Source organism: Bacteroides acidifaciens, from assembly GCF_903181435.1.
In the GTDB taxonomy this organism is placed as follows: domain Bacteria; phylum Bacteroidota; class Bacteroidia; order Bacteroidales; family Bacteroidaceae; genus Bacteroides.
In genome coordinates, this window is sequence record NZ_CAEUHO010000001.1 from 752,342 (window position 1) to 777,887 (window position 25,546).

The 25,546-nt window shown below is 44.1% G+C and carries 25 protein-coding genes and 3 tRNA genes; 11 read left to right on the forward strand and 17 right to left on the reverse strand.

Annotated elements, in window-relative coordinates:
• Positions 1 to 102: 102 nt before the first annotated feature.
• The 3 genes from CLIN57ABFB40_RS02945 to folD all read right to left on the reverse strand — a co-directional run bounded on the left by CLIN57ABFB40_RS02945 (position 103) and on the right by folD (position 2,275).
• A tRNA-His gene (locus CLIN57ABFB40_RS02945) sits at positions 103 to 178 on the reverse strand.
• A 64-nt stretch (positions 179 to 242) separates the two neighbouring features.
• On the reverse strand, positions 243 to 1,397 hold the full coding sequence (locus tag CLIN57ABFB40_RS02950) for a CapA family protein (protein ID WP_175628810.1): 1,155 nt from the start codon (positions 1,395 to 1,397) through the stop codon (positions 243 to 245).
• Positions 1,394 to 2,275: a bifunctional methylenetetrahydrofolate dehydrogenase/methenyltetrahydrofolate cyclohydrolase FolD gene (folD, locus tag CLIN57ABFB40_RS02955; protein ID WP_175628811.1), complete on the reverse strand. Its 882-nt coding sequence runs from the start codon at positions 2,273 to 2,275 to the stop codon at positions 1,394 to 1,396. Before folD ends, CLIN57ABFB40_RS02950 begins: the two co-directional genes overlap by 4 nt.
• A gap of 149 nt (positions 2,276 to 2,424) precedes the next feature.
• Here folD and CLIN57ABFB40_RS20430 point away from each other — a divergent pair, with 149 nt between their 5' ends.
• Positions 2,425 to 2,556 carry a hypothetical protein gene (locus CLIN57ABFB40_RS20430; protein ID WP_262886943.1) on the forward strand — a complete coding sequence of 44 codons (132 nt, stop codon included), beginning with the start codon at positions 2,425 to 2,427 and terminating at the stop codon, positions 2,554 to 2,556.
• 385 nt (positions 2,557 to 2,941) lie between these two features.
• Here the strand turns inward: CLIN57ABFB40_RS20430 and ffh are convergent, their stop codons facing one another.
• From ffh to rho, 4 genes are all read right to left on the reverse strand, one after another.
• Entirely contained in the window at positions 2,942 to 4,264 is a 1,323-nt protein-coding gene (ffh, locus tag CLIN57ABFB40_RS02960; RefSeq protein WP_175628812.1) for a signal recognition particle protein, read from the reverse strand.
• Between the two features lie 58 nt (positions 4,265 to 4,322).
• Positions 4,323 to 5,645 carry an MATE family efflux transporter gene (locus CLIN57ABFB40_RS02965; protein ID WP_175628813.1) on the reverse strand — a complete coding sequence of 441 codons (1,323 nt, stop codon included), beginning with the start codon at positions 5,643 to 5,645 and terminating at the stop codon, positions 4,323 to 4,325.
• Between the two features lie 194 nt (positions 5,646 to 5,839).
• The gene (locus CLIN57ABFB40_RS02970; protein WP_175628814.1) at positions 5,840 to 7,306 is read right to left on the reverse strand and encodes a sulfatase; all 1,467 of its coding nucleotides are present in this window, start codon (positions 7,304 to 7,306) and stop codon (positions 5,840 to 5,842) included.
• A gap of 196 nt (positions 7,307 to 7,502) precedes the next feature.
• On the reverse strand, positions 7,503 to 9,731 hold the full coding sequence (gene rho / locus CLIN57ABFB40_RS02975; protein WP_175628815.1) for a transcription termination factor Rho: 2,229 nt from the start codon (positions 9,729 to 9,731) through the stop codon (positions 7,503 to 7,505).
• A 236-nt stretch (positions 9,732 to 9,967) separates the two neighbouring features.
• On the opposite strand from rho, the gene CLIN57ABFB40_RS02980 reads away from it, so the two are divergent.
• Positions 9,968 to 10,804, forward strand: a complete 837-nt coding sequence (locus CLIN57ABFB40_RS02980; protein ID WP_175628816.1) for a 4Fe-4S binding protein — start codon at positions 9,968 to 9,970, stop codon at positions 10,802 to 10,804.
• Here CLIN57ABFB40_RS02980 and tilS read toward each other — a convergent pair.
• Positions 10,789 to 12,069 (reverse strand): tRNA lysidine(34) synthetase TilS, encoded by a 1,281-nt coding sequence (gene tilS, locus CLIN57ABFB40_RS02985; protein WP_175628817.1) that lies wholly within the window; start codon positions 12,067 to 12,069, stop codon positions 10,789 to 10,791. The genes CLIN57ABFB40_RS02980 and tilS overlap by 16 nt on opposite strands.
• 166 nt (positions 12,070 to 12,235) lie before the next feature.
• Between tilS and feoB the strand changes: the two genes are divergently transcribed.
• The 3 genes from feoB (at position 12,236) to CLIN57ABFB40_RS03000 (ending at position 15,057) form a co-directional block, all read left to right on the forward strand.
• Positions 12,236 to 14,722 (forward strand): ferrous iron transport protein B, encoded by a 2,487-nt coding sequence (gene feoB, locus CLIN57ABFB40_RS02990; RefSeq protein WP_175628818.1) that lies wholly within the window; start codon positions 12,236 to 12,238, stop codon positions 14,720 to 14,722.
• Complete coding sequence (locus CLIN57ABFB40_RS02995; protein WP_121765811.1) at positions 14,719 to 14,934, forward strand: hypothetical protein; 216 nt, start codon at positions 14,719 to 14,721, stop codon at positions 14,932 to 14,934. Before feoB ends, CLIN57ABFB40_RS02995 begins: the two co-directional genes overlap by 4 nt.
• A 51-nt stretch (positions 14,935 to 14,985) precedes the next feature.
• Positions 14,986 to 15,057 (forward strand) — tRNA-Cys (locus CLIN57ABFB40_RS03000).
• Between the two features lie 143 nt (positions 15,058 to 15,200).
• Here CLIN57ABFB40_RS03000 and CLIN57ABFB40_RS03005 read toward each other — a convergent pair.
• On the reverse strand, positions 15,201 to 16,205 hold the full coding sequence (locus CLIN57ABFB40_RS03005) for a transposase (protein ID WP_175628819.1): 1,005 nt from the start codon (positions 16,203 to 16,205) through the stop codon (positions 15,201 to 15,203).
• Positions 16,206 to 16,215: 10 nt separating this feature from the next.
• A complete protein-coding gene (locus CLIN57ABFB40_RS03010; protein WP_175628820.1) occupies positions 16,216 to 16,566 on the reverse strand; it encodes a transposase family protein in 351 nt (116 codons plus the stop codon).
• A gap of 234 nt (positions 16,567 to 16,800) precedes the next feature.
• Between CLIN57ABFB40_RS03010 and CLIN57ABFB40_RS03015 the strand changes: the two genes are divergently transcribed.
• The 3 genes from CLIN57ABFB40_RS03015 to CLIN57ABFB40_RS03025 all read left to right on the forward strand — a co-directional run bounded on the left by CLIN57ABFB40_RS03015 (position 16,801) and on the right by CLIN57ABFB40_RS03025 (position 18,448).
• Positions 16,801 to 17,685, forward strand: a complete 885-nt coding sequence (locus CLIN57ABFB40_RS03015; RefSeq protein ID WP_175628821.1) for a membrane lipoprotein lipid attachment site-containing protein — start codon at positions 16,801 to 16,803, stop codon at positions 17,683 to 17,685.
• Positions 17,686 to 17,802: 117 nt separating this feature from the next.
• Positions 17,803 to 18,123 carry a type II toxin-antitoxin system RelE/ParE family toxin gene (locus CLIN57ABFB40_RS03020; RefSeq protein WP_175628822.1) on the forward strand — a complete coding sequence of 107 codons (321 nt, stop codon included), beginning with the start codon at positions 17,803 to 17,805 and terminating at the stop codon, positions 18,121 to 18,123.
• A 4-nt stretch (positions 18,124 to 18,127) separates the two neighbouring features.
• Positions 18,128 to 18,448 (forward strand): HigA family addiction module antitoxin, encoded by a 321-nt coding sequence (locus CLIN57ABFB40_RS03025; RefSeq protein ID WP_175628823.1) that lies wholly within the window; start codon positions 18,128 to 18,130, stop codon positions 18,446 to 18,448.
• A gap of 816 nt (positions 18,449 to 19,264) precedes the next feature.
• Here the strand turns inward: CLIN57ABFB40_RS03025 and CLIN57ABFB40_RS03030 are convergent.
• Positions 19,265 to 19,338, reverse strand: a tRNA-Thr gene (locus tag CLIN57ABFB40_RS03030).
• A 102-nt stretch (positions 19,339 to 19,440) separates the two neighbouring features.
• Between CLIN57ABFB40_RS03030 and CLIN57ABFB40_RS03035 the strand changes: the two genes are divergently transcribed.
• On the forward strand, positions 19,441 to 20,043 hold the full coding sequence (locus CLIN57ABFB40_RS03035) for a TlpA family protein disulfide reductase (protein ID WP_175628824.1): 603 nt from the start codon (positions 19,441 to 19,443) through the stop codon (positions 20,041 to 20,043).
• A 132-nt stretch (positions 20,044 to 20,175) separates the two neighbouring features.
• Here CLIN57ABFB40_RS03035 and CLIN57ABFB40_RS03040 read toward each other — a convergent pair whose 3' ends face one another.
• Entirely contained in the window at positions 20,176 to 20,907 is a 732-nt protein-coding gene (locus tag CLIN57ABFB40_RS03040; RefSeq protein WP_175628825.1) for a class I SAM-dependent methyltransferase, read from the reverse strand.
• Positions 20,908 to 21,005: 98 nt separating this feature from the next.
• Between CLIN57ABFB40_RS03040 and CLIN57ABFB40_RS03045 the strand changes: the two genes are divergently transcribed.
• Positions 21,006 to 21,191: a hypothetical protein gene (locus CLIN57ABFB40_RS03045; RefSeq protein WP_024987546.1), complete on the forward strand. Its 186-nt coding sequence runs from the start codon at positions 21,006 to 21,008 to the stop codon at positions 21,189 to 21,191.
• A 5-nt stretch (positions 21,192 to 21,196) separates the two neighbouring features.
• Entirely contained in the window at positions 21,197 to 21,676 is a 480-nt protein-coding gene (locus CLIN57ABFB40_RS03050; protein ID WP_336534639.1) for a DUF3592 domain-containing protein, read from the forward strand.
• 104 nt (positions 21,677 to 21,780) lie between these two features.
• On the opposite strand, the gene CLIN57ABFB40_RS03055 is transcribed toward CLIN57ABFB40_RS03050, so the two are convergent.
• The 5 genes from CLIN57ABFB40_RS03055 to CLIN57ABFB40_RS03075 form a co-directional block, all read right to left on the reverse strand.
• Positions 21,781 to 22,158, reverse strand: a complete 378-nt coding sequence (locus CLIN57ABFB40_RS03055) for a VOC family protein (RefSeq protein WP_175628827.1) — start codon at positions 22,156 to 22,158, stop codon at positions 21,781 to 21,783.
• A gap of 14 nt (positions 22,159 to 22,172) precedes the next feature.
• Positions 22,173 to 23,318, reverse strand: a complete 1,146-nt coding sequence (locus CLIN57ABFB40_RS03060; protein WP_175628828.1) for a DUF4468 domain-containing protein — start codon at positions 23,316 to 23,318, stop codon at positions 22,173 to 22,175.
• A 13-nt stretch (positions 23,319 to 23,331) separates the two neighbouring features.
• Positions 23,332 to 24,063 (reverse strand): MBL fold metallo-hydrolase, encoded by a 732-nt coding sequence (locus CLIN57ABFB40_RS03065; RefSeq protein ID WP_175628829.1) that lies wholly within the window; start codon positions 24,061 to 24,063, stop codon positions 23,332 to 23,334.
• A 67-nt stretch (positions 24,064 to 24,130) separates the two neighbouring features.
• The gene (pdxH, locus tag CLIN57ABFB40_RS03070) at positions 24,131 to 24,775 is read right to left on the reverse strand and encodes a pyridoxamine 5'-phosphate oxidase (RefSeq protein WP_175628830.1); all 645 of its coding nucleotides are present in this window, start codon (positions 24,773 to 24,775) and stop codon (positions 24,131 to 24,133) included.
• Between the two features lie 31 nt (positions 24,776 to 24,806).
• Positions 24,807 to 25,511 (reverse strand): pirin family protein, encoded by a 705-nt coding sequence (locus CLIN57ABFB40_RS03075; RefSeq protein WP_175628831.1) that lies wholly within the window; start codon positions 25,509 to 25,511, stop codon positions 24,807 to 24,809.
• Between the last annotated feature and the right edge of the window lie 35 nt (positions 25,512 to 25,546).

Consider the following 25,546-nt stretch of genomic DNA (forward strand, 5'->3'; position numbering starts at 1 on the left):
ATACTTTAAAGGGGTAATTTAGCCTAATTTCTGCACCTGAATGATGCTTTACCAACAAAGAAAAAGTCCTTATAAGTATCTAACTTACAAGGACTTCTCTTTGGGTGGAAGACCGGACTCGAACCGGCGACATTCAGAACCACAATCTGACGCTCTAACCAACTGAACTACATCCACCATGTCTGCGTTTCTCTAACGCGGTGCAAAGATAGATATTATCTTTTAATCTCCAAAAGATTTTGCTACTTTTTTTCGTAAAAAGTATATTCTTTTATTCCCCGATTGTGCTTACTGAAAAGGGTTCGCGCATCATTCGTGAAGATTTTCAGAGAGTTACGTGCTTGTAACGGAATTGAATCAGCCGGTAGGTTGACGGGGAGTAATTGATGATTTTTTTTTCCCGATTGCATCGGGCGGGCTGTCCATACCAAACTGTACTCGCAATTATTGAGACGTGTGGTACTATCTTTTACTAATTCCATCCTTACCATAAGTCCGCCATCCGTGCGACGAGCAGACATATTGGAGATAAAATTCCCTAGTGAATAGACAACAAGATGCTTGTCGTTTGTCAGGCTGTCCGTACGGACTTCGATGGGTTGTACGACGTGCGGATGCGAACCGATTACGTGGTCGATACCTTTTCGGAGCAGCCAATCGGCGAGGAACTTCTGTTCTTTGTCCGGCAAGGATTGATATTCTATCCCCCAATGCATGCAGGCGATGATTGCGTCCGGATTCAGGGCTTTGCCAGCTTCTATATCTTTTGCGATAATCGCCGTGTCGATATAGTTCACGATGTTGGGCGGGGTGACGGGGATTCCGTTTGTACCATACGTGTAATTGAGCAGGGCGATACGGAATCCGTTTTTCTCTAATAGGAGAGGGTATTCTTTTTCGCGTGCTTCGGAGTTGATATACGTTCCGGCATGAGGAATCTTCAATGTGTCGATTAGTTGGATGGTACGTTCCAATCCGGGCCTGCCGCGGTCGAGGCTGTGGTTGTTGGCAGTCACGAGGACATTGAATCCGGCATCATGGATGGCAGTCAGAAACTCGTCCGGTGCACTGAAAGCCGGATACCCTTTATAAGGTTTTCCGCCTAACGTGACTTCCAGGTTGGCGATGGCAAGGTCGGCTTTACTTATCTCTTCCTTGACATATTCAAAACAAGTGGAATAATCATAGCCTTTTGCAGTCCGTGCGGCATTGATTTGTCCTTGATGTTGCATTAAGTCTCCTACGAAAAGGAGTCGGAGCGTATCGGCAGGTATAATACTGTCAATGGCGGAAAGGCTGTCCGCTGAGGTAGTATTAATAGAATCTCTCCTTGCCTGCGACCGTGAGGTGCAGGACAGGGAGAGAAGCATGATTATCAGAAACAGTGTGTGCCTCATAGATAAATGGCTTTCTTACCGGCTAGGAGTGTGTTTTTCATTAACGATACAATCGTCATCGGCCCGACGCCACCCGGTACGGGAGTGATGAATGAACACTTCGGAGCCACTTCATCAAACTTCACGTCGCCGGTCAGTTTGAATCCGGATTTCTTTGTAGCGTCCGGCACGCGGGTAGTACCTACATCAATAACTACTGCGCCTTCTTTCACCATTTCGGCTTTCACGAAGTTTGGCTGTCCCAAAGCAGCGATAATAATATCAGCTTCCTGGCATTCTTTCACCAGGTCTTTGCTGCGGCTGTGGCATACGGTTACGGTGGCGTCACCCGGATAAGCCTTTTGCATCATCAGTGCAGCCATCGGTTTGCCGACGATGTTGCTGCGTCCGAGCACGACGCATTTCTTGCCCGAAGTCTCTATTTCATAGCGTTTCAGCAGTTCGAGGATACCGTTGGGAGTAGCGGACACATAGCAGGGAAGCCCGATGGACATACGCCCTACGTTTATCGGGTGGAAGCCGTCTACGTCTTTACGGTAATCGATTGTCTCAATTACTTTCTGCTCGGAGATATGTTTCGGTAACGGGAGTTGCACGATGAAGCCGTCCACATCGTCGTCCTCATTCAGTTCGCGCACTTTGGCTAGCAGTTCTTCCTCGGTCACGTCACTTTCGTAACGGATAAGTGAGGATTTGAATCCGCATACTTCGCAGGCTTTTACTTTGGCGGCCACATACGTTTCGCTGCCACCATCGTGTCCCACAAGGATAGCTGCCAGGTGCGGGCGTTTTCCGCCACGAGCCACAATTTCGGCCACTTCGGCTGCAATCTCTTGTTTCACTTGTTCGGAAATGGCTTTTCCGTCTATCAGAGTCATATTGTCAGAGTATTTATTGGTGATGGGCAAAAGTAAAATAAATAACTGAACTGTCCAAAAAGATTAGAGCATAAAAAGTTGTTATCTAAAAAAGAAAGCAGGCGGTAACCGCCTTTCGGGCGGAACATCAATTGGATGCTGATGGCATTGTGGGCTACCGAAGTCGGGAAGCCTTGTCCTTTGCCGGTCATAATGCCGGAAATGATTATTTTCCAAAGACTTTCAGCAATGACAGCTTATCTTCTTCTTTCTTCACCCGCCCCAATCACCCTCATCCTTAACGGCTCAGTTGTAATCAAGACAGAAAGATAGGATGGTTATCAATTACCAATGCTGCATATACATTATTGATTGTCGACATGATATAAGTTACTGTTTGTCATGTTTTTGAAGCCGACCTAATAACAGCTCACCATGGTGGTTTATCTGAACTACTAATGTGGAGTATTTAAACCATTTTAGTCAACTAAGTGAACTACTTGAGTGGTTCATTGCTGAATTAACACTATCGACCGTAAGACTAGATATAATACTCCCTTAGTCTGTACGGTTTGCACTTGCCGGGTGAGGGCGATCAGATGCCACCCGGTATTAATCTATGGTTACAAAAAAAGAGGAAGCCGTGGCTCCCTCTTTCTATTTGGAATTTAGAAATGATTCTTTCTTTTATCTCTTCATTTTCGGCATCATCTTGCCCATTTTGCTGCCAGTCACCATCTTCATCATTTTACGGGTCTGGTCAAATTGTTTCAGCAAGCGGTTTACTTCCTGAATTGTTGTTCCGCTACCTTTGGCGATGCGTGTGCGGCGTGAGCCGTTCAGAATTTCCGGGTTGGAACGTTCTGCCGGGGTCATGGAATAGATAATGGCTTCGATGCTCTTGAAAGCGTTGTCGTCAATATCAATGTCCTTGATTGCTTTGCCTACTCCCGGAATCATGGAAGCAAGGTCTTTCAAGTTACCCATCTTCTTGATTTGGGCAATCTGGCTGAGGAAGTCGTTGAAGTCGAACTGGTTCTTGGCAATCTTCTTCTGCAAGCGTTTGGCTTCTTCTTCGTCATATTGCTCCTGTGCACGTTCTACCAATGAAACGATGTCACCCATGCCGAGGATACGGTCTGCCATACGGGCAGGGTGGAACTGATCGATTGCTTCCAACTTTTCTCCAGTACCTACAAACTTGATTGGCTTGTTCACTACCGAACGGATAGAAAGGGCCGCACCACCACGGGTGTCACCGTCGAGTTTGGTCAGTACCACGCCGTTGAAGTCCAGACGTTCGTTAAATTCCTTCGCTGTGTTTACGGCATCCTGACCAGTCATGGAGTCTACCACGAACAGGATTTCGTTCGGGTTGATGGCTTCTTTGATAGCGGCGATTTCGTTCATCATCTGTTCGTCTACTGCCAGACGTCCGGCGGTATCGACGATGACGAGGTCATATCCTTTGGCTTTGGCTTCCTGAATGGCGTGTTGCGCGATTTCTACCGGATTCTTGCTATCCAGTTCGCAGTACATCGGAACTTCGATTTGTTCTGCCAACACACGCAACTGTTCGATAGCTGCCGGACGGTAAACGTCACAAGCTACCAGCAACGGCTTACGGTTCTTCTTGGTTTTCAGCATGCGTGCCAGCTTGCCGGAGAAGGTAGTCTTACCCGAACCCTGCAAACCTGACATCAGGATAACTGCCGGACGGGAGTCGATATTGATTTCGGCCGTCTCTCCACCCATCAACTGGGTAAGTTCGTCGTGCACAATCTTCACCATCAACTGGCTCGGCTTCACAGCCGTAAGTACGTTCTGGCCAAGTGCTTTCTCTTTCACCATATCAGTGAAATTCTTTGCTACCTTGTAGTTTACGTCGGCATCAAGAAGTGCCTTGCGTACGTCTTTCAGCGTCTCCGCTACGTTGATTTCGGTGATTTTGCCTTCACCTTTCAGAATCTTGAATGACCGTTCCAGTCTTTCACTTAAATTATCGAACATAGTTGTTTAATTACTAATTAATTATTTGAGCTTGCAAATGTACAAAAATCTCTCGGATTTATATCTTTTTATTCTGCCATTTTGCTTTTTTGAGATAAATATAGCTTGTTATCAATAGCAAGGTATAGTACACTATCTCAATCGTAAAGCAGATTTCAATCGGTGCTTTCAGCCACATTCCGATGAATATGATGTATGAGCCGTAGATGACGATTGTAATTGTTTCGAGCAATAGGGCGGCCTGCGTATTTCCCGTGCCGGAGATGCCGTTGAACACGACATTGGCTACCGACGCGATGAGCATGGCGATGCAAATCACGTGGACTGATGGGACGGACTCTGTGATAAGCGCGGCTTCGCTGGTATAGACAGACAGAAGAAGCTGTGGAAACAGTGCCGTGACCGCTACGAGCCCCAGCATAATGAAGAACGAGAACCTAGCAATTTTGTTGATGAGCGGCATCACATGCTTGATACCGCCAGCACCGATGGCGTTGCTGACAAGGCTGTTTGTAGTGGTCGCCAGCGAGTTGACGGGAATCAACAATACGACGTAGATACTCCGGACGATGTTGGCGATGGCAAGTTCCCGCTGTCCCAGCCGCTCTACGGCTACAAAGAAGACGAACCAGGTGGCCATCGACAGGAAGTATTGGAGCATGGTGAAACAGGAGATGCTGAGAATCCGCATCAACAATGCAGGATCGAACGAACGCAGGCGGTTCAATCCGTATTTTTTTAAGTCGATAGTGACGTATGTGTAGATAAGGAAAAAGAGAATCGAAGAGGTTTCTGCCAGTACGGATGCGATGGCGGCTCCCTTAATGCCCATTTCCGGCAGGCCGAATTTTCCGAAAATTAATGCGTAGTCCAGCACGACATTGGTCAATGCCATGACTACTGCGTTGATGGTAAGCACTTTGGTGCGTGTGATGCCAATGTATAATGCCCGGAACATGACATTGACGAAAGAGAAGAAAAATCCGTAGATGCGCCAGTCGAGAAACTCCATCGTCCCTTCGTAGATGGACTCTGAAGATACGAGCAACCGCATGATGTTTCCACCGAACGCTTTGGTAAAGCCGAACAGTATCAGTGCCATGGCAAACAGGAACATGACGCCTTGGATCATGACCGGGCCTACATCCGTATAGCGTCCCTCGCCATTGCGCCTTGCGATGACTATCTGCGAACCGGTGCTGAACCCGAATGCTATGGTGAATACACATATGTAGAATAGCCCGCCCATGGCAGAAGCTCCGAGTGCTACCTCACTCACGTGTCCGAGGAATGCCGTGTCGGTGACGTTGATAACATTTTGTGCCAGCAAGCTCAGCAGTATCGGGTAACTGACACTCCAAATCTGTTTGTTGGTATACATAATTAAGCGTTTAAGTTTACACTTTGCAAAGATAGTGCTTTATTTCGATTCGGGAGTAGCGGGGGGAGATGAAAACTATTTCCGGTTGGCATCATGCTGGACGATGGTTTCGAGTAGTTCTTATGTCACCCGCATAATAAGGAAGAAATAAAGAGAGCGAAGATTTTCTTGTAATCTCCGCTCTTTTTACTATTTTATTTTCTTTTGAGAATTTCACGTGCTCCGGGACCTTCGTGATTTGGATAGCCTGGGGTGTGGTTCCTGCACCGTGGGTCGGCGTCTACTTTCAGGCTGCGGTAGTCGTCTTTTGTCCGGGTGATGTAGTCATCGAGCATTGCACGGTGCTCTGCAAGTACTTTTGTATATTTAGGATCTTTGGCAAGATTCTTGCGTTCTCCCGGGTCTTTCTTCATGTCGTACAGTTCCTCTCCGTTGCCTTCAAGGTAGTGGGTGTATTTGTATCTCGGTCCGCGTACCATACGTCCGGGAGTCGTCACGTATTCATATTCGCTGTGCCATTCGGAGACGGCATACGGGTGGGTTTTCTTCTGTTTCTCCCCTTTCAAGGTGGGGGCAAGGCTTATTCCCGCTTTTCCCGCCGGAATGGAAATTCCTGCCAGGTCGCAAAGGGTGGGCAGAAGGTCGAGTGTGGGCTGTGTGAGCAGATGGTCTACCGGTTTCTTCTGTTGCTTGATACCGGGGCCTGCAAAGATGAACGGAACGTTTGTCATTTCGTCGTAAAAGCTGATATGCTTGGTCACCATGCGGTGTGAAGCCATTCCGTCGCCGTGGTCGGCCAGGATGACTATGATGGTGTTCTTTCCGGCTGGTGTGGAATAGAGTGCTTTCAGTACGCTGTCCACCTGTTTGGATACCATCTTCGTATAGTGTTGGAAGGCTGCGATGTAGTGGCGGTAGTTCTCTTCGCTCCAATGGGAAGCCTGTGTCATGCGGCGGTGGCTGCAACAAATATACTGTACCGGAGTAGGGATGTTGCTCCAGTCTTCGACATCGAAGTTGGCAGGCAGTTCGGGAAGAGTGCCGCTGACAGGGCGGTCTGTATGTACGCCTTCGTTCGCTCCTACGAATCCGCAGATATTGTGAGGGTTTTGAAAGTCGGCGATGCAAATGAAAGGTTCCTGTGGCGGGTTGCTCAGATAGGCCGCTGCGTCTTCACAGGTTCCCACATCAAGGAAACTGTCGTTGTTGACGGGAAATTCAGGGTCGGTAAATGGTTTTGCTACCGGTTCCTTATGCTTGAATCCTCTTAGCGAACCCATGTCGTGAGTCTTTCCGAAGTGCACGGCTTCGTAACCGTTCTCGGAGAAAAGGCTTCCTAGTGTCGGGACGCTTTCCGGTATGTGTGTGTTGACGGGTTCGCTGGAATTGGAACGTACGTTGGTTTGATGAGGCATCATGCCGCTCCATAAGGCTGCGCGTGAAGGTTGGCTGAGAGGACAACCTACATAGGCATTGGAGAAGATGACTCCTCTCGAAGCTACTTCGTCCATAGGAAGGGTGCATCCTTGAGTATGCCCGTAAGCGCCTACGACGCGTTGCGTCAAATGGTCGCATTGGATAATCAGGAAATTCGGCTTTTCTTGTGCCTGGGCTGCTATGCCGCATAGGGCTAAACCCATGAAAGGATAAATCGTTTTCATTCTTGGTTAGAATTAGGTAATATTGATTTTGCAACAAAAGTAGGAAAAAAGGGAATGTAAAAAAGGGCAGGGGAGTGGTTTTGGACGTAAATGAAAGGATTTTGTACAAAAGTGGAATCCTGAAAATGAGAATGGTGGCCAATCTGCGGGATAATTGCAGTTTGACCACCATTCGTTATTTATTGTTTTCCGTCGATTAGCTGTTCATGCTCATCAGGAATTCGTCGTTGTCCCTGGTTTTCTCCAGACGGTCTTTTACGAAATCCATTGCTTCAATCGGATTCATGTCGGCAAGGTATTTGCGTAATATCCACATGCGGTCGAGCGTCGTCTTGTCAAGCAGCAGGTCGTCGCGGCGAGTGCTGGATGCGGTGATGTTGACAGCAGGGAAGATACGTTTGTTGGACAGGTTGCGGTCGAGCTGCAACTCCATGTTACCTGTACCCTTGAATTCTTCGAAGATAACTTCGTCCATCTTTGAACCGGTATCAATCAAGGCCGTAGCGATGATGGTCAGTGAACCGCCGTTTTCGATGTTACGTGCCGCACCGAAGAAACGTTTGGGCTTGTGCAATGCGTTGGCATCGACACCACCGGAAAGCACTTTGCCGGATGCCGGGGAAACTGTATTGTATGCGCGTGCCAGACGGGTGATGGAGTCGAGGAAGATAACTACGTCGTGACCACATTCTACCAGGCGTTTTGCTTTTTCCAATACGATACCTGCGATTTTCACGTGGCGTTCTGCCGGTTCGTCGAAAGTGGAAGCGATGACTTCCGCGTTGACGCTGCGTGCCATGTCGGTTACTTCTTCAGGGCGTTCGTCAATCAGCAGCATAATCATATATACTTCCGGGTGGTTGGCTGCTATCGCATTGGCGATGTCTTTCATCAGGATAGTCTTACCGGTCTTCGGCTGGGCTACGATCAATGCGCGTTGTCCTTTGCCAATCGGAGCGAAAAGGTCAACAACACGGGCAGACATGGAGTCTGAATAACCGCCTTTGCAAAGCTTGAACTTTTCATCCGGGAAGAGGGGAGTCAAATGTTCGAAAGGAACACGGTCGCGCACGAAAGCTGCGTCACGTCCGTTGATTTTCGATACTTTGACCAACGGGAAATATTTTTCTCCTTCTTTCGGCGGACGGATAACTCCTTCTACTACGTCACCGGTCTTCAAGCCGAACAGCTTGATTTGTGACTGTGATACGTAAATGTCGTCCGGAGAAGAAAGATAGTTGTAATCGGATGAACGGAGGAATCCGTATCCATCCTGCATGATTTCCAAAACGCCTACGCCATTGAGGATGTCGTCAAATTCGTATGGCTTTTCACGCTCGATAATTTTGCGTTCCTGTGGTTGCTGTGCCGGGAAGTTCTCACTGGCATTGTTCTGCTGGTTGGAACGCTGCATAGGCAGGCGCTGTTGGTTCTGAGCCTGGTTTTGGTTATTGTTGCGCTGGAAATTATTATTGTTGTTAGGGTTATTGTCACGTGGGCGAACAATACGCGGACGTTGCTGCTGGGCTTGTTGCTGTTGTTGGGACGGGTGTTGCTGAGGCTGTTGTTGCTGAGAGTGGGGGGCTTGCTCGGTCAGCATTTGTGCCGGTTCTGCTTTCGTTGCCTCGAACTTACCGAACAACTCAGTCGGAAGCTCTATTTTTTCTGAAGGCAGGTCCTCGATTGGGATAAAATCATCATTGTCGGCATTGGACAAGATATTGCTTTCTTCATCGATAACAGGCACAGCTTTCTTTTGTGGTTTTGCTATTACCTTCTTTTCAGCGGGCTTGTTGGCTTCAGCGGCAGGCTTATTAGTTTCAGCAGTAGAACTGTTAGTTTCTACAACAGGCTTGTTGGGTTTTTCCTTCTTTTCAGCAGGTTGCGACACCGGAGCTGCTTTCTGTGTAGCTTCAGCAGGCTTTTCTGCTGCTGCAACAGGTTTTGCTTCCATAGCCTTGGTCACTACCGGCTTGGCATTCTCCACCTCTTTTTTCTCTGTTGCCTCAGAATTCTTGCGTGGACGGCCTACTTTACGCTTCGGAGCAGCGTTCTCGTTTTTGGCATCAATGGCGGGAGTCTCTTTTTCTTTGTTTGTACTTTCCTCTTTGGAAGGTTGTTGCGTTTTTACAGGAGTAGCTTCTTTGGTCTTTGCAACTTCTCCGCCCTTGGCTGCGGAAACTGCCTTGTCTTCTTTCTTGGCAGGAGTTACACGTGGCGAACGCTTTTTCTTGTCTTCTTTGCGTTCTTCTTTGAGCTTGTCTGCGGCAACTTTCTTAGTAGCTCCTACGATTGCTTGTTCATCGAGTATCTTATAAACAAGGTCTTCTTTTTTGAATGAGTCTGCTTTTTTTATGCCTAAATCTTTGGCAATAATTTGAAGTTCCGACAGTTCTTTGTCGTTTAATTGGATAATGTTATACATATAGTATGGTAAGTTATTAATATTTCTTTTAGCTGAATTACGGACAGCATTACTACAGCTTATAGCTACAGATATGCAAGTATACGTTTTGTTTTTTTGTTATGAATTAGGGGTGTATGTGTTGAATCGTAGAATGTTTCAACGGGGGCAAAGATAATAATTTTTTTTGGTTTCATGAACAATCAAACATTTTTTTCCACGTAAAAGTGTATCTTTGCTACATAAAAGAAAATAGTATGACAGTAAATGAAGCTTATTTAATTTATTTTTCGCCTACACACACATCAAAACAAATAGCCGAGGCGATTGTTCACGGAACGGGCATAAAAAATATTCTTCCCGTAAATGTCACTCAACAGGCTACCGGAGAAATTGTAATTCCTGCGTCTGCATTGGCTATTATTGTGGTTCCCGTGTATGGGGGACATGTGGCTCCTTTGGCAATGGAACGTTTGCAGGGTATCCGCGGCTTGGATACGCCCACCGTTTTGGTTGTGGTTTATGGAAACCGCGCTTATGAAAAAGCTTTGATGGAGCTGGATGCTTTTGCCATACCTCATGGGATGAAGGTGATTGCTGGGGCAACTTTTATCGGAGAACACTCGTATAGCACCGATGAACACCCCATTGCCGTCGGGCGTCCTGATGACTCTGACTTGGCTCTGGCTGCGGACTTCGGGGAAAAAATCCGGAAGAAAATAGAGACAGCCGATACCATGGATACTCTTTATCCGGTAGATGTGCGTGCTATCAAACGTCCGAACCAACCTTTCATTCCTTTGTTCCGTTTTTTGAGAAAGGTCATCAAACTGCGCAAAAGTGGTATGCCGCTTCCCCGTACTCCCTGGGTGGAAAATGAAAGTGTATGTACTCATTGCGGATTATGCGTGGTTCGTTGTCCGGCGGGAGCTATTACCAAAGGTGATGAGTTGCATACGGATGAGGCTAAATGTATCAAATGTTGCGCCTGTGTAAAAGCCTGCACTAAAAAGGCGCGGGTATATGATACACCTTTCGCGACGTTACTGTCTGATTGCTTTAAGAAGCAGAAACAGCCTCAGACTATCTTGTAAATAACGATACGTTGGGTCGTTTCATCAATACGGAAGCGGTTGTCTGTCCGTTCGCCTATCAGCCACGCAATGCGTTTACCGCAACAGAGCACCCACTGGCGTTCTTTTTGGCTGATAGAGAATTTGCGGTCGGTCAGATAATCGCTTATCTTTTTCTTTCCTTTCATTCCGAAAGGAACAAAGGTGTCTCCTGTCTGCCATTTCCGGTAAGAGATTTCTCCATTCAGCTTGTCTGCGTCAAAACAGGCTATTTCCTTTTCTCTCGGAATCAGAAAGTCTGGCGTGTATTCTTTTTCTTCTTTGATAATCAGAAAAGGAAGTTCCTCTTTGTTTTCTGATTGGGCCTTTTCTAATAAAAGGAGTTCTCTGTCTTTAATCACTCTCCATTCTTTACTGCTGAATTGTTTTCCCGGTTGTCCGTGAAGCGAATTGGCAATATCTTTGATTTGTGCGGAGTTGAAGCCCAAAGGATGCAGAATTTCAAATAAAAGAGCTTCGGGTGCCGGCTCTTTTAATAATTGGCGGATTCGGATGCCTTCTGATGTGGTTATTCTCGTTTTGGCTTCTTCTATATATCTATTGTATATGGCAGATACGTCATTCAGATAATTACTGGTTTCTATCAGGCTGTTTTTTACCGACGGATTGATAGTCTGCATGAGAGGAAGAACGTTGAGGCGGATTTTATTACGGGTATATTCGTCTTCCAGATTGGTGCTGTCTGTTACATAATCTTGCCCGATGCTTTGCAGGTAATGTAGGATTTCTTCCCGGTTGATACAAAGTAAAGGACGTACGATTGCTCCATTGCGGGGACGGATTCCTAATAGTCCGGTAATTCCTGTTCCGCGAATCAGGTTGAGCAATATCGTCTCTACGCTGTCATCTTGATGGTGGGCAACTGCAATGACATCAGCCTGGCATTTGGTTCTTACTTCTTCGAACCAGTTGTAACGTAATTCGCGGGCGGCCATTTCGATGGAAATATGATTCTCGGTTGCATATCGGGTCGTGTCAAAATCAACTGTGTGCAGGCGGATTTCATATTTCTTGCATAATTGGCGGACGAATTGCTCGTCGCGGTTCGATTCTTCACCGCGCAAATGGAAGTTGCAGTGTGCGGCTTCGCAATGATAACCTGCTGCATGAAGGATGCATAACAGTGCCACCGAGTCGGCACCGCCGCTCAATGCTACCAGAATGTTACTGTCGGAAGAAAATAAATCTTCTTTGTCTATATACTGTATAATCCGTTGTTGTATCATATGCTGCAAAGATAATAGTTTATTAAAGTATCTCAAGTGAATGGGCATTGTTTTTAGTTACAAGCAGCGGGGTTTAGAATATGAAAACGCCTGTTATTTAAAAACAATCTAAATAATTTGCGTGCTCCGAAGTTATGAATTATCTTTGCCGAAAATTTTGAGAGTTATGCGTTTGTCCGAATTGAAAACAGGCGAAAAAGGTGTCATCGTTAAGGTATTGGGGCACGGTGGTTTTCGTAAACGTATTGTGGAGATGGGTTTTATTAAAGGTAAGACGGTTGAAGTACTGTTGAACGCTCCACTAAAGGACCCCATTAAATATAAAGTTCTGGGTTATGAAATTTCTCTTCGTCGTCAGGAGGCTGAGATGATTGAAGTGGTCAGTGAAGAGGAAGCTATAAAACTGGCTGAAGAGACTATTTACCATGAAGGGTTGCCTGAAGATATATCTGTAAAAGAAGAAGAGATGAAACGGTTGGCGTTAGGTAAACGCCGCACCATCAATGTTGCCTTGGTCGGAAATCCGAACAGCGGCAAGACTTCTTTGTTTAATCTGGCTTCCGGTGCTCATGAACATGTCGGAAATTATAGCGGCGTGACCGTAGATGCCAAAGAAGGTTATTTCGACTTTGAAGGTTATCACTTCCGCATTGTCGATTTGCCGGGAACTTATTCTTTGTCGGCATATACGCCGGAAGAGATTTATGTCCGCCGTCATATTATCGACGAAACTCCGGATGTTATTATTAATGTAGTTGACTCTTCGAACCTTGAACGGAATTTATATCTGACTACTCAACTCATTGATATGAATGTCCGTATGGTCGTGGCTCTGAATATTTACGATGAATTGGAAGCCAGTGGGAATACATTGGACTATCATTTATTGAGCAAATTGTTCGGTGTCCCGATGCTGCCTACGGTAAGTAAGAAAAATCGCGGACTGGACACTCTGTTCCATGTGGTCATTAACCTCTACGAAGGAGTCGACTTCTTTGATAAACAGGGAAATATGAATCCGGAAGTGCTCAGAGACCTGACCGAATGGCATGACTCTTTGGAAGATCGGAAACACCATGAAGAGGAACACTTGGAAGACTATGTGCGTGAACATAAGAAAACCGGACGTGTATTCCGGCATATTCACATCAATCATGGCCCCGATTTGGAAAAAGCGATTGATGCTGTAAAAGAGGAAGTCTCCAAGAATGAGTTTATCCGCCATAAATATTCCACTCGTTTCCTGTCTATTAAGCTGTTGGAGAACGACCCGGACATAGAGAGTTTCGTGCGTACTTTGCCGAATGCGGAGGCTATTCTCAGTATTCGTGATAAAATGGCTAAGCGTGTTCAGGGTACGATGAATGAAGATTGTGAGTCCGCTATTACGGATGCAAAATATGGTTTTATCAGTGGTGCATTGAAAGAAACGTTTACTGATAACCACTTGGAACAGGCACAGACTACAAAAGTGCTGGACGCCATTGTTACTCATCGTATTTGGGGATATCCCATCTTTTTCCTTTTCATGTATCTGATGTTTGAGGGTACGTTTGTGCTTGGCGAATATCCGATGATGGGAATTGAGTGGCTGGTGGGACAGATTGGTGATTTGATTCGCAATAATATGTCCGAAGGGCCGTTAAAGGATATGCTGGTTGACGGTATTGTCGGCGGAGTAGGGGGAGTCATTGTCTTCTTACCGAATATCCTTATTCTGTATTTCTGCATTTCGTTGATGGAGGATTCGGGATATATGGCACGTGCTGCATTTATTATGGATAAGATTATGCATAAGATGGGATTGCACGGGAAGTCATTTATTCCGTTGATTATGGGATTCGGATGTAATGTGCCTGCTATTATGGCTTCGCGTACGATTGAGAATCGGAAAAGCCGCCTTATTACGATGCTGGTGAATCCGTTGATGTCTTGTAGCGCGCGTCTGCCTATTTATTTGTTGTTGGTGGGATCTTTCTTTCCGAACAATGCCAGTCTGGTGTTGTTAAGTATTTATGCGATTGGGATATTTCTGGCTGTGTTGTTGGCGCGTTTGTTCAGCAAGTTTTTGGTGAAGGGTGACGATACTCCGTTTGTGATGGAGCTTCCGCCATACCGGATGCCGACAGCTAAATCAATCTTCCGTCATACATGGGAGAAAGGAGCCCAGTATTTGAAGAAAATGGGAGGGATTATTATGATTGCTTCTATTATCATTTGGTTCTTAGGATATTATCCTAATCATGACGCATATGAGACGGTAGCCGAACAGCAGGAAAATTCTTATATAGGTCAGCTTGGCCGTGCGATAGAGCCGGTGATTGCGCCTATGGGGTTTGACTGGAAGCTGGGTATCGGCTTGGTTTCGGGAGTAGGAGCGAAAGAATTGGTTGTTAGCACTTTGGGAGTTTTATATGTAGACGATCCGGAAGCTGATGAGGCTAGTTTGGCGGAGCGGATACCAATAACTCCACTGGTTGCTTTCTGTTATATGTTGTTTGTGCTGATTTACTTTCCGTGTATTGCGGCATTGGCAGCTATCAAACAGGAGTCCGGCAGTTGGAAATGGGCGCTCTTTGCTGCCTGTTATACAACGGGGTTAGCTTGGCTTGTTTCATTCGCAGTTTATCAGATTGGAGGACTATTTGTATGAATAATTGGCAGGAATGGGTGGTCGGAGTACTGATTGTACTCTGTATTGCCCGAGTCATATACGGGATTTATATTTTTTTTCGTCGCACGCGCGAAAGTGCTAATCCTTGCGATAGCTGTGTAAGTGGCTGTGAATTAAAGGATATGATGGAGAAGAAGAGACATGAATGTAGTGTAAAGAAAAAAAGTACAAAGAAAAATTGCTGCGGATAGTTGGTAGTTTCAAAATTTGTACTACCTTTGCAACCGCAAACGAGAAATTACGGTTCCTTGGATGAGTGGCTTAGTCAGCGGTCTGCAAAACCGTGTACGGCGGTTCGAATCCGCCAGGAACCTCGCAAAGCCCTTTCAGATGATTTCTGAGAGGGCTTTTTCTTTGCTCTTAACTGAAAATGGTACTACAAAATTAGGGGTCAGTCTGAAAACGGATCAGTCCGAAAATAGGGGTCAGCGGATTTTCCCGGTTGGCAAGCTTTCTTTTAAGCGTATAGCCTAGCCAGTCTGAACATGAAGAATTTCACATCAGCCACCCCTCTTAACTGGCTTCGAAAAGCTTTGATTTTAGCATTGAACGACTCCGCTGAAGCATTTGTCAATCGTTCTTCAAAATAATTTATGATGGTCGTACTATGGTTTGAAAAGGTATCAAGTACCTTGTTGAACTCCATATAGTCAAACTTTTCCACTTCATTGTACCATCTTGCGAGATTTAGCCTTGCTTCATCGGGACCTGACTTCTTGTTGAAGATGTCTGTCAGTTTCATGCTAAGGCTGTATCCTTCCAGAAGCTTGGGGAATTTATCAAAGAGAATGGCAGCCCTGGTCTTTTGCTGTTCACTCCATTTGCTCCAGTGTTTCAGTATAATATGCTTGCTTCTGCTTACTATCTGTGGCAGGGTTTCTCCGTTCTCCATTCTTTCAGGTTCCCATTTCCCTATTCTCTCCCTTTCCGCCTTACTCTTTGTTTCTTTCTTCTTTTGGCGATGCTCCCTGATAGCCTGATTTTCCGTATCAAGTACTTTCCACCGATAGCGTATTCTTAACTGGTCAACAGCTTCAGACATGAGCTGCTGTACATGAAAACGGTCATTGATCAGCTTTGCGGCAGGAAACACCTTTCTGACCGTCAGCATCATGGCTGAAGATAAATCTGTAGTGACAGTCTTGACAGACAGCCGTTTCCGATGCGGAAGCCTGCGCAAGATTCCGCTTACCGCATCTGTGGCCACTCCACGAACCATTGCAACTAAAGCCCCTTTACGGCCTTTAGCTGCTTTATTGGTCAGAATCGTATAAACATCTCCATTGCTCAGGCAAGTTTCATCCAAAGAAAGGTTTTCTCCAATGTTTTCAGGATAAAGGAGGTAGTCATGCGCATGTTCGAGTTGGTCCCAGTTCCGGTAATCACTGATTTTCTCCTTGTATTGTTTACGAAGAGTCTGCCCTTTTACGCCATAACGTTCCACAAGCACACAGATGCTCACAGGAGTAGATTCAATCTCCTTCTTTTAAAAAAGAGACGAACTCAGAATTGAGCCGTGTACCGTCAAATTCGGATAAATCCCAGTCATAACTGAAGATTTCATAGGAAGACTTGTCAAGCCATTTACGTTTACGAACATGGAGATAAGTGGCGCGACCACGAATAGGATAGTCTTGGATTGTACGATACTTACCAAAACCATAGGATATGATATCCGGATTGGTCTTATCTTCTTTTAGCTGAACTTTTTTTTCATCAAGATAAATATCAAAACGGTCAGCACTCTTGTCGAAATTGACAATATCAAAGTTGTCTATAAGCACATCCGGAAGGATGGCACGAAGGAGTTGTTCGGGTTTCATAAAACAAAGGTAAGTAAAGATAGATAATTTTAAAACTTACCAACCAGAAATTTCCGCTGAGCCGAAAATAGCATACTTGTGCTACTATGAATTGGGAAAGGGGCGTCTATCTGGTGGTTCGAATGACGCTCTTTTACTTTTTATCTTCCGCAAAATTAGAAAACATTTGTCATAGTTGTTTTTTGTTCCTGCTTTTTGTACGTTTGCGCATTGTATAACATAAATCACACAATTATGAAGAAAATTTTATTTCCTTTAGTAGCAATATTGCTATTGGCAGCCTGTAGCTCAAGTGAAGACACCATAAATGAGCCAGAGCCTCCAAAATATGAAATTAATAGTGTTATTCTGGTAGGTGATTTAAAACTGCAATCTTATATATTCGAAGGAGATTACTATATAGAGGCTATTGACGAATCAGGCAACAAGGTGTTTACTATCAAGGACAAAGCAGAAAATTATACCCATGATCTTGGGTTCGGAGATAAGAGAGAATACATAGTCAAAGGGTGTTTCCTTCAAAGTGCCTTGAAAAAGGATGATTGTTTCTATATATTGGGAGATTTATATAGTTCAGAATTAGTTGCTCATCCTCATAAATTTATCCTAAAAATTAAAGACGGAAAGTTAGTTTTAAAAAAGTATTTTGATAAGGAACATTATTATGGTTTCGAACAAACTATCTTCTATCCTGAAGCAATAGCTGATTGGTATGGAGAATATGTTGCCATTTATAAAACTGTAAGAACAGGAATTTATGAAATTGGAGTATTGGATAGTGATTTAAAGCAGACAATTGGGAATAATGATCCAGGTGCTGAAAGATGGGTTAAAGAAATTGAAAGGAATAATTACATGCCTATATCTTACAGTAATATGGTATATATCTATAATAGTATGGTCATGTGTGTTGACATATCAAAATGGGGATATAATAAATATCTAATTTGGCAAGTCCCCATCACTGATGAAGAGATAAGAGTAAACAAATCCACATACTCCCTAGATGGCAATAACGTAGTAGTAGACATTGATGCCACCACTAAGGTAGGGGAGAAGAAGAAATACCATCTGGTCTTGAATAAGGAAACAGGGGAGTTAGTCAATCCGCAATCCTAAGCATTTCCCGCCCGTCTAAAGATGGGCGTTTTTTGTTTGTAATATAATCTAAACAAATTCGCTAAATGTGCGAATTTTAAAATTAAAATGCTATCTTTGTGGCATTAATAAATAACTATGAATGTAGAATTTGAAAAGGATTATCTAGCGGACCTATACGAAAAGGGGAAAACGACTGATAAAAAACATCGGTTTCAGCCCAATATAGTAAAGGGGTATTTAAAGTGCGTGAAAGTCTTAATGAATATTTCTAAAATGGAGGATTTATTTACTTTCCAATCTTTAAATTACGAGAAATTGAAAGGTGATAAAAAGGGGCTTTCTTCTTTGCGTATTAACGACCAATATCGTTTGGAGTTTAGAGAAATCCCTGGTCAAGGCGATCAATCAATAATAGAAATTTGTTCAATAGTAGATATAACGAATCATTATAAATAAGGATATGGGAAAATTAGCTAACAATTTACAGTCGTTCACCCCGTACCATCCCGGAGAGTTGGTAAAAGATGAGCTGGAATACCGAGCTATAAAGCAGAAAGATTTTGCTGAAAAGTTTAGTATATCGTATAGTGTGCTTAATGAGGTATTGAATGGGAAAAGAACTATAACTTCTGAATTCGCATTAATTTTGGAAGCTGCTTTGGGCGTAAAAGCGGATGTTTTGGTTAGGATGCAAACTGATTATAATTTGGATATGGCTAGAAATAGCGATAAGATGAAGGAAAAGCTTGATAATATAAGAAAAATTGCGGCTGCATTATAGTGCCAATCAAGATTTTAATGATGTCAGGTCCTAGTCAAGATGCTCCTGCGATAAAATGAGAAGACACCAAAAGATTCTATATCTCCTAGTACTATTTGTTGCCAAAGCGTCAAGCAAACAGAGATTATCTTTCTGTATCCGATATAGAAATACTGGAGGACTGCATTGCAAGATACGGAAGTATAAGTTTCGCTGAGTTAGAAGCTGTTTCATACCGTGACTGTGGGAAGATTGCTAGTGAGAACTCGGAAATTTTTCTTATAGAAACTGTCGGCATTGTTCGGGATGGTGGTGCAAATGGAAAACTTATTGAATATATTAATGGCATGATTGAATTTGACGAATTAATGATATAATTCTTTGTTAACCTATACGTACATCGTCGTAATGATAGGAGTACTCACACGGTTGGGCCCTACTTCTTCTACAGGGCTAACTGAAAACATCTTTATTTAACATTATTGGGATATTGCATCGTGATGATGAGATATCCCTTTTTATAAATGCCACCATTTCCGGCAAAATACCCTAATGCTCACCGGAGACGGACCCGCTTGTACGGTGGTGTGGGAGGTCGGTAAATACGAAAGTAGGAGATAAATACCTGCGATTAGTATTTACCTCCTACCCGATTGCCCTTAATTGAAAACGCTACTACATTGGTACTACAAAATTAGCGTAGAAGAAGTGGCGCGATTGGGATTCTTTTGATTTTGATAGCTGTCAGCGTAGTCGTATTCCGTAGACAGAAGTCTTGAGCATAAGTATTAAATAAAAAAGCTGTTTACCATATCGATAAACAGCTTTTTATTAGTGAGCCTCTTGTCGGATTCGAACCAACGACCCCGAGATTACAAATCACGTGCTCTGGCCAACTGAGCTAAAGAGGCGTTATTTTCTTTTGCGGGTGCAAAGGTATGAATTTATTCTAAAAATGCAAATACATCGCGCACTTTTTTTATATTTGCAGTCTCACTAATGATTATAAGAAGATGAAAAAGAGAATTATGAATGTGTGTGGAATGGCATTTTTAGCCATAAGTATATTGGCATGTTCCGGTCAGAAGAAGGGAACGACGAGTGCTGAAACAGCATCGGATAGCGTGGAAGTGACTTCGGAAGCGGTGATTGCCGAAGCGGATAGTACAGGATATATCGTTCGGGTAGGAGAGACGGCTCCCGATTTCACGATTACCTTGACCGATGGCAAACAGGTAAGCTTGTCTTCTCTTCGGGGGAAAGTGGTGATGTTGCAGTTTACAGCGAGTTGGTGTGGCGTATGTAGGAAAGAAATGCCATTTATTGAAAAAGATATTTGGCTGAAACATAAAGACAATGCTGATTTTGCATTGATTGGCATTGACCGTGACGAACCGCTTGATAAAGTGCTTGCTTTTGCCAAATCTACAGGAGTCACTTATCCGTTGGGATTAGATCCGGGAGCTGATATTTTCGCAAAATATGCCTTGCGTGAATCCGGTATAACAAGAAATGTGCTGATAGATAAAGAAGGGAAAATCGTAAAATTGACTCGTTTGTATAATGAGGAAGAGTTTGCTTCTCTTGTGCAGATGATTGATGAAATGCTGAAGTGATATACAGCTATTCTTTAGTGATTTATACCACATAATAATAGTGACGCTATCACATCAGGATGGCGTCACTATTTCTGTTATATAGCGTCACTATCCTTACTGCATACCGTCACTATATTCATCTTGGATTATTCAGGCGAGACTGAGCTTTGCCAAATAATCGTAGTGTTTGCCTTCTTTTACCAGTTCGGCTTTGAATCCACATTCGGATGCATATAAGCTAAGTGTCTGGAAATCTATATATAACCAATCGAATGTATCTCCTTTCACATCCTTATACTGCATCTGGAAATCAACTTCTCCGTAATAATTTCCGGCTAAATCAATGACTATGCTGCCATCTTCTTCCTCGAAAAGATAACGAAGGTCGCTGGAGTCCATCAATATGCATCCCCCGGGGCGAAGGATGCGTTTCATTCGTTGAAAGAAGCCGGGCATATTGCTTAACTTTCCGATAATTCCCGAACCATTCATCAGCATCAGGATAGAATCGAACGTTTCGGTAAATGTTTCATCAAAGAGATTGACGAGACGGGCGTCATTGACTCCCCGTTGTTTCATAACCTCGACAGATAGTGGAGAAATATCAATGGCACATACGTCTTTTCCCATTTCCTGAAGTGCCAACGCATGGCAGCCGCTTCCTGCACCTACATCTAATATCCGTCCTGTGGCCATTTGTAGAGCGGTACGTTCCAGTACAGGCATGGATTGGATATTGCGGAATAGTTCCTTGACAGGGATTTCATCTTCCTCGAATTGAGAAGAAAATACTCGTAAGCGGTTGGCTCTGCGATGATTGAAATAATCAGAAATAGCGGCTCCCATCGGGTCCTTTTCTGTGGAAAGAATTGTTGTTGCCATTGAGGGTTATGTATTGTTTTAGTCGGCAAAGATAAATAAATCCGTAGAAAAGGATTATCTTTGCCGTTGGAAATGTGAATATTAATAATGTATATTATATGAGTATAGAAGAAGCAATAATGGGTGGAATCGTCTTTAAAGGCAAGAAAGATAAGCCCAAAGAAGAGGAAAAAGTGAAAACGAAAGCGAAGAAAGCGACCTATATTCGTGGACAACACGGTTCGGGAGCAGCGAAGATGAAAGCAGAAATTCGTAAAAAAAGAGCAAATCGACATAAGAAATAAATATCGTGATAATCAATATTATTATTTGCGTAGCGGCAATTATACTACTAATTAAGGGAATTTCCTTGGTGTTAAGAACAGTGATGGTCTGGATGATGTTTGTTGGTATAATGAAGAATAGCAGAACAAAGATGCATGGAAGGGTTGTGGAGGTACAGACTAAGACTTATAGTAGCGATGATGGTGATATTACTGCGAATTATCCCATAGTGGAGTATAAATCGGATGAAGAGAAAGAAATGCATCGTCGAATGGCCACCTATGATTTTATCGTGGAAACGGCTAATTATTCTCATAAGTTATATTCTCAAAAGACACCTCATGTAGGAGATAAGGTGACAGTTATATGTAACCCGAAGACTCCGGATGAAATCTTGGCATTTTCCACTATGCCTCTTACAAGATTATTATGTAAACTGTTTGCTCCGGGATGTTTCTATGTGCTAGCAAGTATCTTAGGCGTCTGTTATGTATTTATTAAATGACTGATAAGGGAGTAAAGCACTCTCTCCTGAAAATAAATTACCCCTGTCACACATAGTTGTAACAGGGGTAATCTTATAATTGGGGTATTTTAACGCACTTTCAATTACTTCTGTGGAAGTATCTCAATCCAATAGTCGTCCGGGTCGTTGATGAAATAAAGCCCCATGGCAGTATTTTCAAAACATACACAATTCATTTCTTTGTGATAAGCCCTGACAGCATCGTAATCACCGGCCACACGAAAACAGAGATGGCTTTCATTCTCGCCCAGTTCATACGGAGCGGTATGATCTTTCAGCCAAGTCAATTCCAGGAGAAAGCCCGTCTCGTTATCTGTCAGATAAACTAACGTGAACGAACCGTCGGAAGCTTCTTTCCGGTGATGTTCTTTCAAACCGAGCGCTTTCTCATAGAAAGCAATGCTACGCTCCAGATTTGTTACATTGATATTGAAATGGTCAAATTTACTTTTTATTTCCATTGTTGCAATCTTCCTTATTTTTTCATTAAGAGCTTCACAATCTCACCGACATATGTACGGGGTTGTCCGGCTTGCGGAGCGGTTTGTGAAGGCAGTTTCTTACATTCAATAACAGCCGACGGAGTTGTTTGGTTCGGAGCATAGAGTTTCAGTGTATAACTGTCCGCTTTTTCGATGGCATCATAAGACTGTTCAGGAGAAAGCGTGCAGTAAGCCACGGCCTTGCCCGACTGATAACCCAGCGCGCCACCGGCATTTGCAGTCATATTTGTCATATTGAACTCATCCTTTCCGATACTGATAACCAATTTTCCGCTTCCCATCAAAGCATATACTTCGCCCGGAATCTGCTTTAAATTAACCTCTGTATAACCCGGCATATCTGCAGAAGCCTTGCCTATAGGAGTAGCAGGAGTGAGAGTTGCGGCGGGAACAGTCTTCTGAGCAGGTTCGGTAGTCGTCCCTTTAATATCAGTCTTCGCATTTGCGCCACCAATGACAATAGGCCCTGCGGCTGCAACGATTGACGGAGCCTTTTGCTCTTCTTCCTTCTTCTTTTTCTCTGCTTTCGGGCGCGTATCTGGTGCTCCGAAAGCTACGGCTACATCCATGAATATATCATCTGCGAAATCTACCGTTTTTCTGCGCCATTTTGCCAATCCGCGCACCAGTTTAGTCTTTGCTTTGTTAAGCGCATATTTGTCGGTAATCCATTCTTCCGCTTTATATTTTTCAGTATCGCGGTAGGTGAAACGTATCTTTTCCAGTTCTACCAGACAATTTCCGGGTTTGCAAGTCACTGTAATCTGGTAATTGATAAGAGTACGGTCTAAAGACAATGCACTGGAACTGAATACAATCCATTCTTCTCCCACGCCGGCAATCGTACCTTTGTCTTTGTCGGAAAAGACGATGCGGCTGTCGATGTTCTTATTTTCTTTCAGGCGTTCGTCCATCCACTTCATTACCGTATTGTAGATTTGTGCCTGGCTCATTCCGGGAATCTGGAATTCCTTGGAGAATACTACTTTGCCATCCACTTCGGGAACAGCCCCTACAAGATACCTGGTATCGTCTTTTTTGTCTTTTGCAGAATCTGCCTTCATTGCCATCGGCAATGCGAGGAACAGAGTAAGAAACAGAATCGTAAATTTATTCATAATTATAATGTGTTTATTTGGTAATTTCAAAACTTTCGCCCCGACGGGTGATGCTGATAAAACGGCATCCTGCATCTTCGGCAAAACTTTGAAGCGCGTTGCCGCCTTCGTAATCTTCACTGAAGTGCATGGGCACAAATATAGTAGTTTTTATTTGTTCGATGAACTGTTTTGCCCCTTTCATGTAATCTTTTCCCATTCTTCGGTCTACCGGAAACAGTACTAAATCAATGTTTGGCGCTTTTTCTTTTAAATATTTAACTTCTGCAAGGAAATCACCGTTGGCTTTTCGTATCTCTGCTTCGGTGGATTCTTCACTCCAGTGCCAGTTGTTCAGGTCGCCGGCATGGAAAATACTCCAACCTTGCAGATGAATCAGGAACGAACTGCCTACATCCGTCGAGCCGAACGCGTCAATGCGGATGGTGTCATCCTCGTAAGTTTCTCCTTTCTTAATATAGAAAGCATCTTCGGCTTTGGCGCGGTGTGATTTCAGGATGTCTTTGGAGAAAATATATTGAATGTCGGGACGTTGTTCTTTCCACGTCAATATCTCACGGTTGAAGTGATCGGGATGGAAGTGGGTAGCCAATACGTACAGTTTACCCGGTCTTTGCAGGAGATAATCATGCACGATTCCCCGGTTTTGTTCTGATTCGGAAGAATCTTTGTAGTAATCAATGATAACGGTCACGTCTTCCGCTTCGATGGCGAAACCGCTGTGATAAATATAATCCAGTGTCATAAGCTGAATGTTTTATAGTTGCAATATTACATATTCTAGTTGGAGTTGCCAAGAAAAATCGACGAAATCAGGGAGCAAGGCGACTGATTTCCCATTCGCCATCCGGTTGCAGGGTATATAAGAAGCGGTCGTGCAGACGGTTGGGACGCCCCTGCCAGAACTCGATTCTAGCAGATGTAACTGCATATCCGCCCCAATTGGCGGGTCTTTCCACATTTTTCCCTAACCACCGGGCTGCTTCTTTGACGAAGGCACGCATCAACTGCATCCTGCTCTTGATGGGCTGACTTTGTGGGGAGATTCGTGCGCCGATTCTGCTTTTGTAAGGACGTATACGGAAATATTCGTCCGATTCTGCCGGCTCTACTTTGGCTGCCGTCCCTTCGATGTGCACTTGTCTTTCGAGCGCATGCCACACAAAAGAAAGGGAGACATATGGATTTTGTGCCAACTGCTTTCCTTTGCGGCTTTCGTAATTCGTGTAAAAGACAAACTTACCATCATGTAGCCCTTTCAATAATACTGTGCGTGTGGACGGTTTTCCTTCGGGAGACACAGTGCCCACAATGACGGCAGTCGGCTCATCCACTTCTGCGTCAATCGCTTCTTGCAGCCATTGGCTGAAAAGCGAAAGCGGGTCGTCGGGAAGTTCATTTTCCCGCAACCCGCTTTTGGTATATTCTTGTCGGATATCAGCTAGACTTGTTCTCATCTACAAACTGTAACTTCTAATTAATAATTTCTCACATCGGTACTTCTATCAACAGAATATGTGAGTCCTTCAACGTTTCCAGTTCAAAACTGTTGGTTTCATAAATACCCATTCCGTCACGGCGTTTCATCACTTCGCCTTCCACTGTAATTTCCCCTTCGATAAGGAATATATATGCACCCGCATGGCTTTGATGCATATGGTATCCCAATTTCTTCCCGGCTTCTACCTTACCGATAGAGAACCAAGTATCTTGCAAGAGGGAAGCAGGTGTGCTGCCATCGGGTGATACGATAACTGCCAACTCATTCGGGCGTTCCAGTTCGCTGATATTGAAATCCTGGTAAACGGGACGTGTATTCCGTTCTCTCGGCATAATCCATATTTGCAGAAACTCCACCGGTTCTACGGGACTTGCGTTCATTTCACTATGGAAGATTCCTGTTCCGGCACTCATCGTCTGGATTTCCCCGACAGTGATAATCCGGCTGTTCTTCTTGCTGTCCCCATGTTGCAGATGACCTTTCAAGGGAATCGAAACGATTTCCATATTCTTGTGCGGATGAGTCTGGAATCCTTCTCCGGGTGCAACCTTGTCATCATTCAGTACACGAAGGGCACCGAAGTTGATACGGTCGGAATCGAAATATTCATCGAAACTGAAAGTGTGGTAACTATCCAGCCAATCATATTGTGAATGTCCTCTTGTATCAGCTTTATGTATAGCTTTCTTCATAATTTTCTCCTTTTTCTTGTGGTTATATTCTTGGT

What these genes read in the sequence shown, in the direction of transcription:
- CLIN57ABFB40_RS03020 (WP_175628822.1), top strand. Translation starts at nt 17,803, where the DNA reads ATGAATGTAGAATTTGAAAAGGATTATCTAGCGGACCTATACGAAAAG.
- feoB (WP_175628818.1), top strand. Translation starts at nt 12,236, where the DNA reads ATGCGTTTGTCCGAATTGAAAACAGGCGAAAAAGGTGTCATCGTTAAG.
- CLIN57ABFB40_RS02980 (WP_175628816.1), top strand. Translation starts at nt 9,968, where the DNA reads ATGACAGTAAATGAAGCTTATTTAATTTATTTTTCGCCTACACACACA.
- CLIN57ABFB40_RS03015 (WP_175628821.1), top strand. Translation starts at nt 16,801, where the DNA reads ATGAAGAAAATTTTATTTCCTTTAGTAGCAATATTGCTATTGGCAGCC.
- CLIN57ABFB40_RS03065 (WP_175628829.1), bottom strand. Translation starts at nt 24,063, where the DNA reads ATGACACTGGATTATATTTATCACAGCGGTTTCGCCATCGAAGCGGAA.
- CLIN57ABFB40_RS03075 (WP_175628831.1), bottom strand. Translation starts at nt 25,511, where the DNA reads ATGAAGAAAGCTATACATAAAGCTGATACAAGAGGACATTCACAATAT.
- CLIN57ABFB40_RS02950 (WP_175628810.1), bottom strand. Translation starts at nt 1,397, where the DNA reads ATGAGGCACACACTGTTTCTGATAATCATGCTTCTCTCCCTGTCCTGC.
- CLIN57ABFB40_RS03045 (WP_024987546.1), top strand. Translation starts at nt 21,006, where the DNA reads ATGAGTATAGAAGAAGCAATAATGGGTGGAATCGTCTTTAAAGGCAAG.
- CLIN57ABFB40_RS03025 (WP_175628823.1), top strand. Translation starts at nt 18,128, where the DNA reads ATGGGAAAATTAGCTAACAATTTACAGTCGTTCACCCCGTACCATCCC.
- rho (WP_175628815.1), bottom strand. Translation starts at nt 9,731, where the DNA reads ATGTATAACATTATCCAATTAAACGACAAAGAACTGTCGGAACTTCAA.
- CLIN57ABFB40_RS02970 (WP_175628814.1), bottom strand. Translation starts at nt 7,306, where the DNA reads ATGAAAACGATTTATCCTTTCATGGGTTTAGCCCTATGCGGCATAGCA.
- CLIN57ABFB40_RS02995 (WP_121765811.1), top strand. Translation starts at nt 14,719, where the DNA reads ATGAATAATTGGCAGGAATGGGTGGTCGGAGTACTGATTGTACTCTGT.
- CLIN57ABFB40_RS03035 (WP_175628824.1), top strand. Translation starts at nt 19,441, where the DNA reads ATGAAAAAGAGAATTATGAATGTGTGTGGAATGGCATTTTTAGCCATA.
- pdxH (WP_175628830.1), bottom strand. Translation starts at nt 24,775, where the DNA reads ATGAGAACAAGTCTAGCTGATATCCGACAAGAATATACCAAAAGCGGG.
- folD (WP_175628811.1), bottom strand. Translation starts at nt 2,275, where the DNA reads ATGACTCTGATAGACGGAAAAGCCATTTCCGAACAAGTGAAACAAGAG.
- CLIN57ABFB40_RS03040 (WP_175628825.1), bottom strand. Translation starts at nt 20,907, where the DNA reads ATGGCAACAACAATTCTTTCCACAGAAAAGGACCCGATGGGAGCCGCT.
- CLIN57ABFB40_RS03055 (WP_175628827.1), bottom strand. Translation starts at nt 22,158, where the DNA reads ATGGAAATAAAAAGTAAATTTGACCATTTCAATATCAATGTAACAAAT.
- ffh (WP_175628812.1), bottom strand. Translation starts at nt 4,264, where the DNA reads ATGTTCGATAATTTAAGTGAAAGACTGGAACGGTCATTCAAGATTCTG.
- tilS (WP_175628817.1), bottom strand. Translation starts at nt 12,069, where the DNA reads ATGATACAACAACGGATTATACAGTATATAGACAAAGAAGATTTATTT.
- CLIN57ABFB40_RS02965 (WP_175628813.1), bottom strand. Translation starts at nt 5,645, where the DNA reads ATGTATACCAACAAACAGATTTGGAGTGTCAGTTACCCGATACTGCTG.
- CLIN57ABFB40_RS03060 (WP_175628828.1), bottom strand. Translation starts at nt 23,318, where the DNA reads ATGAATAAATTTACGATTCTGTTTCTTACTCTGTTCCTCGCATTGCCG.
- CLIN57ABFB40_RS03010 (WP_175628820.1), bottom strand. Translation starts at nt 16,566, where the DNA reads ATGAAACCCGAACAACTCCTTCGTGCCATCCTTCCGGATGTGCTTATA.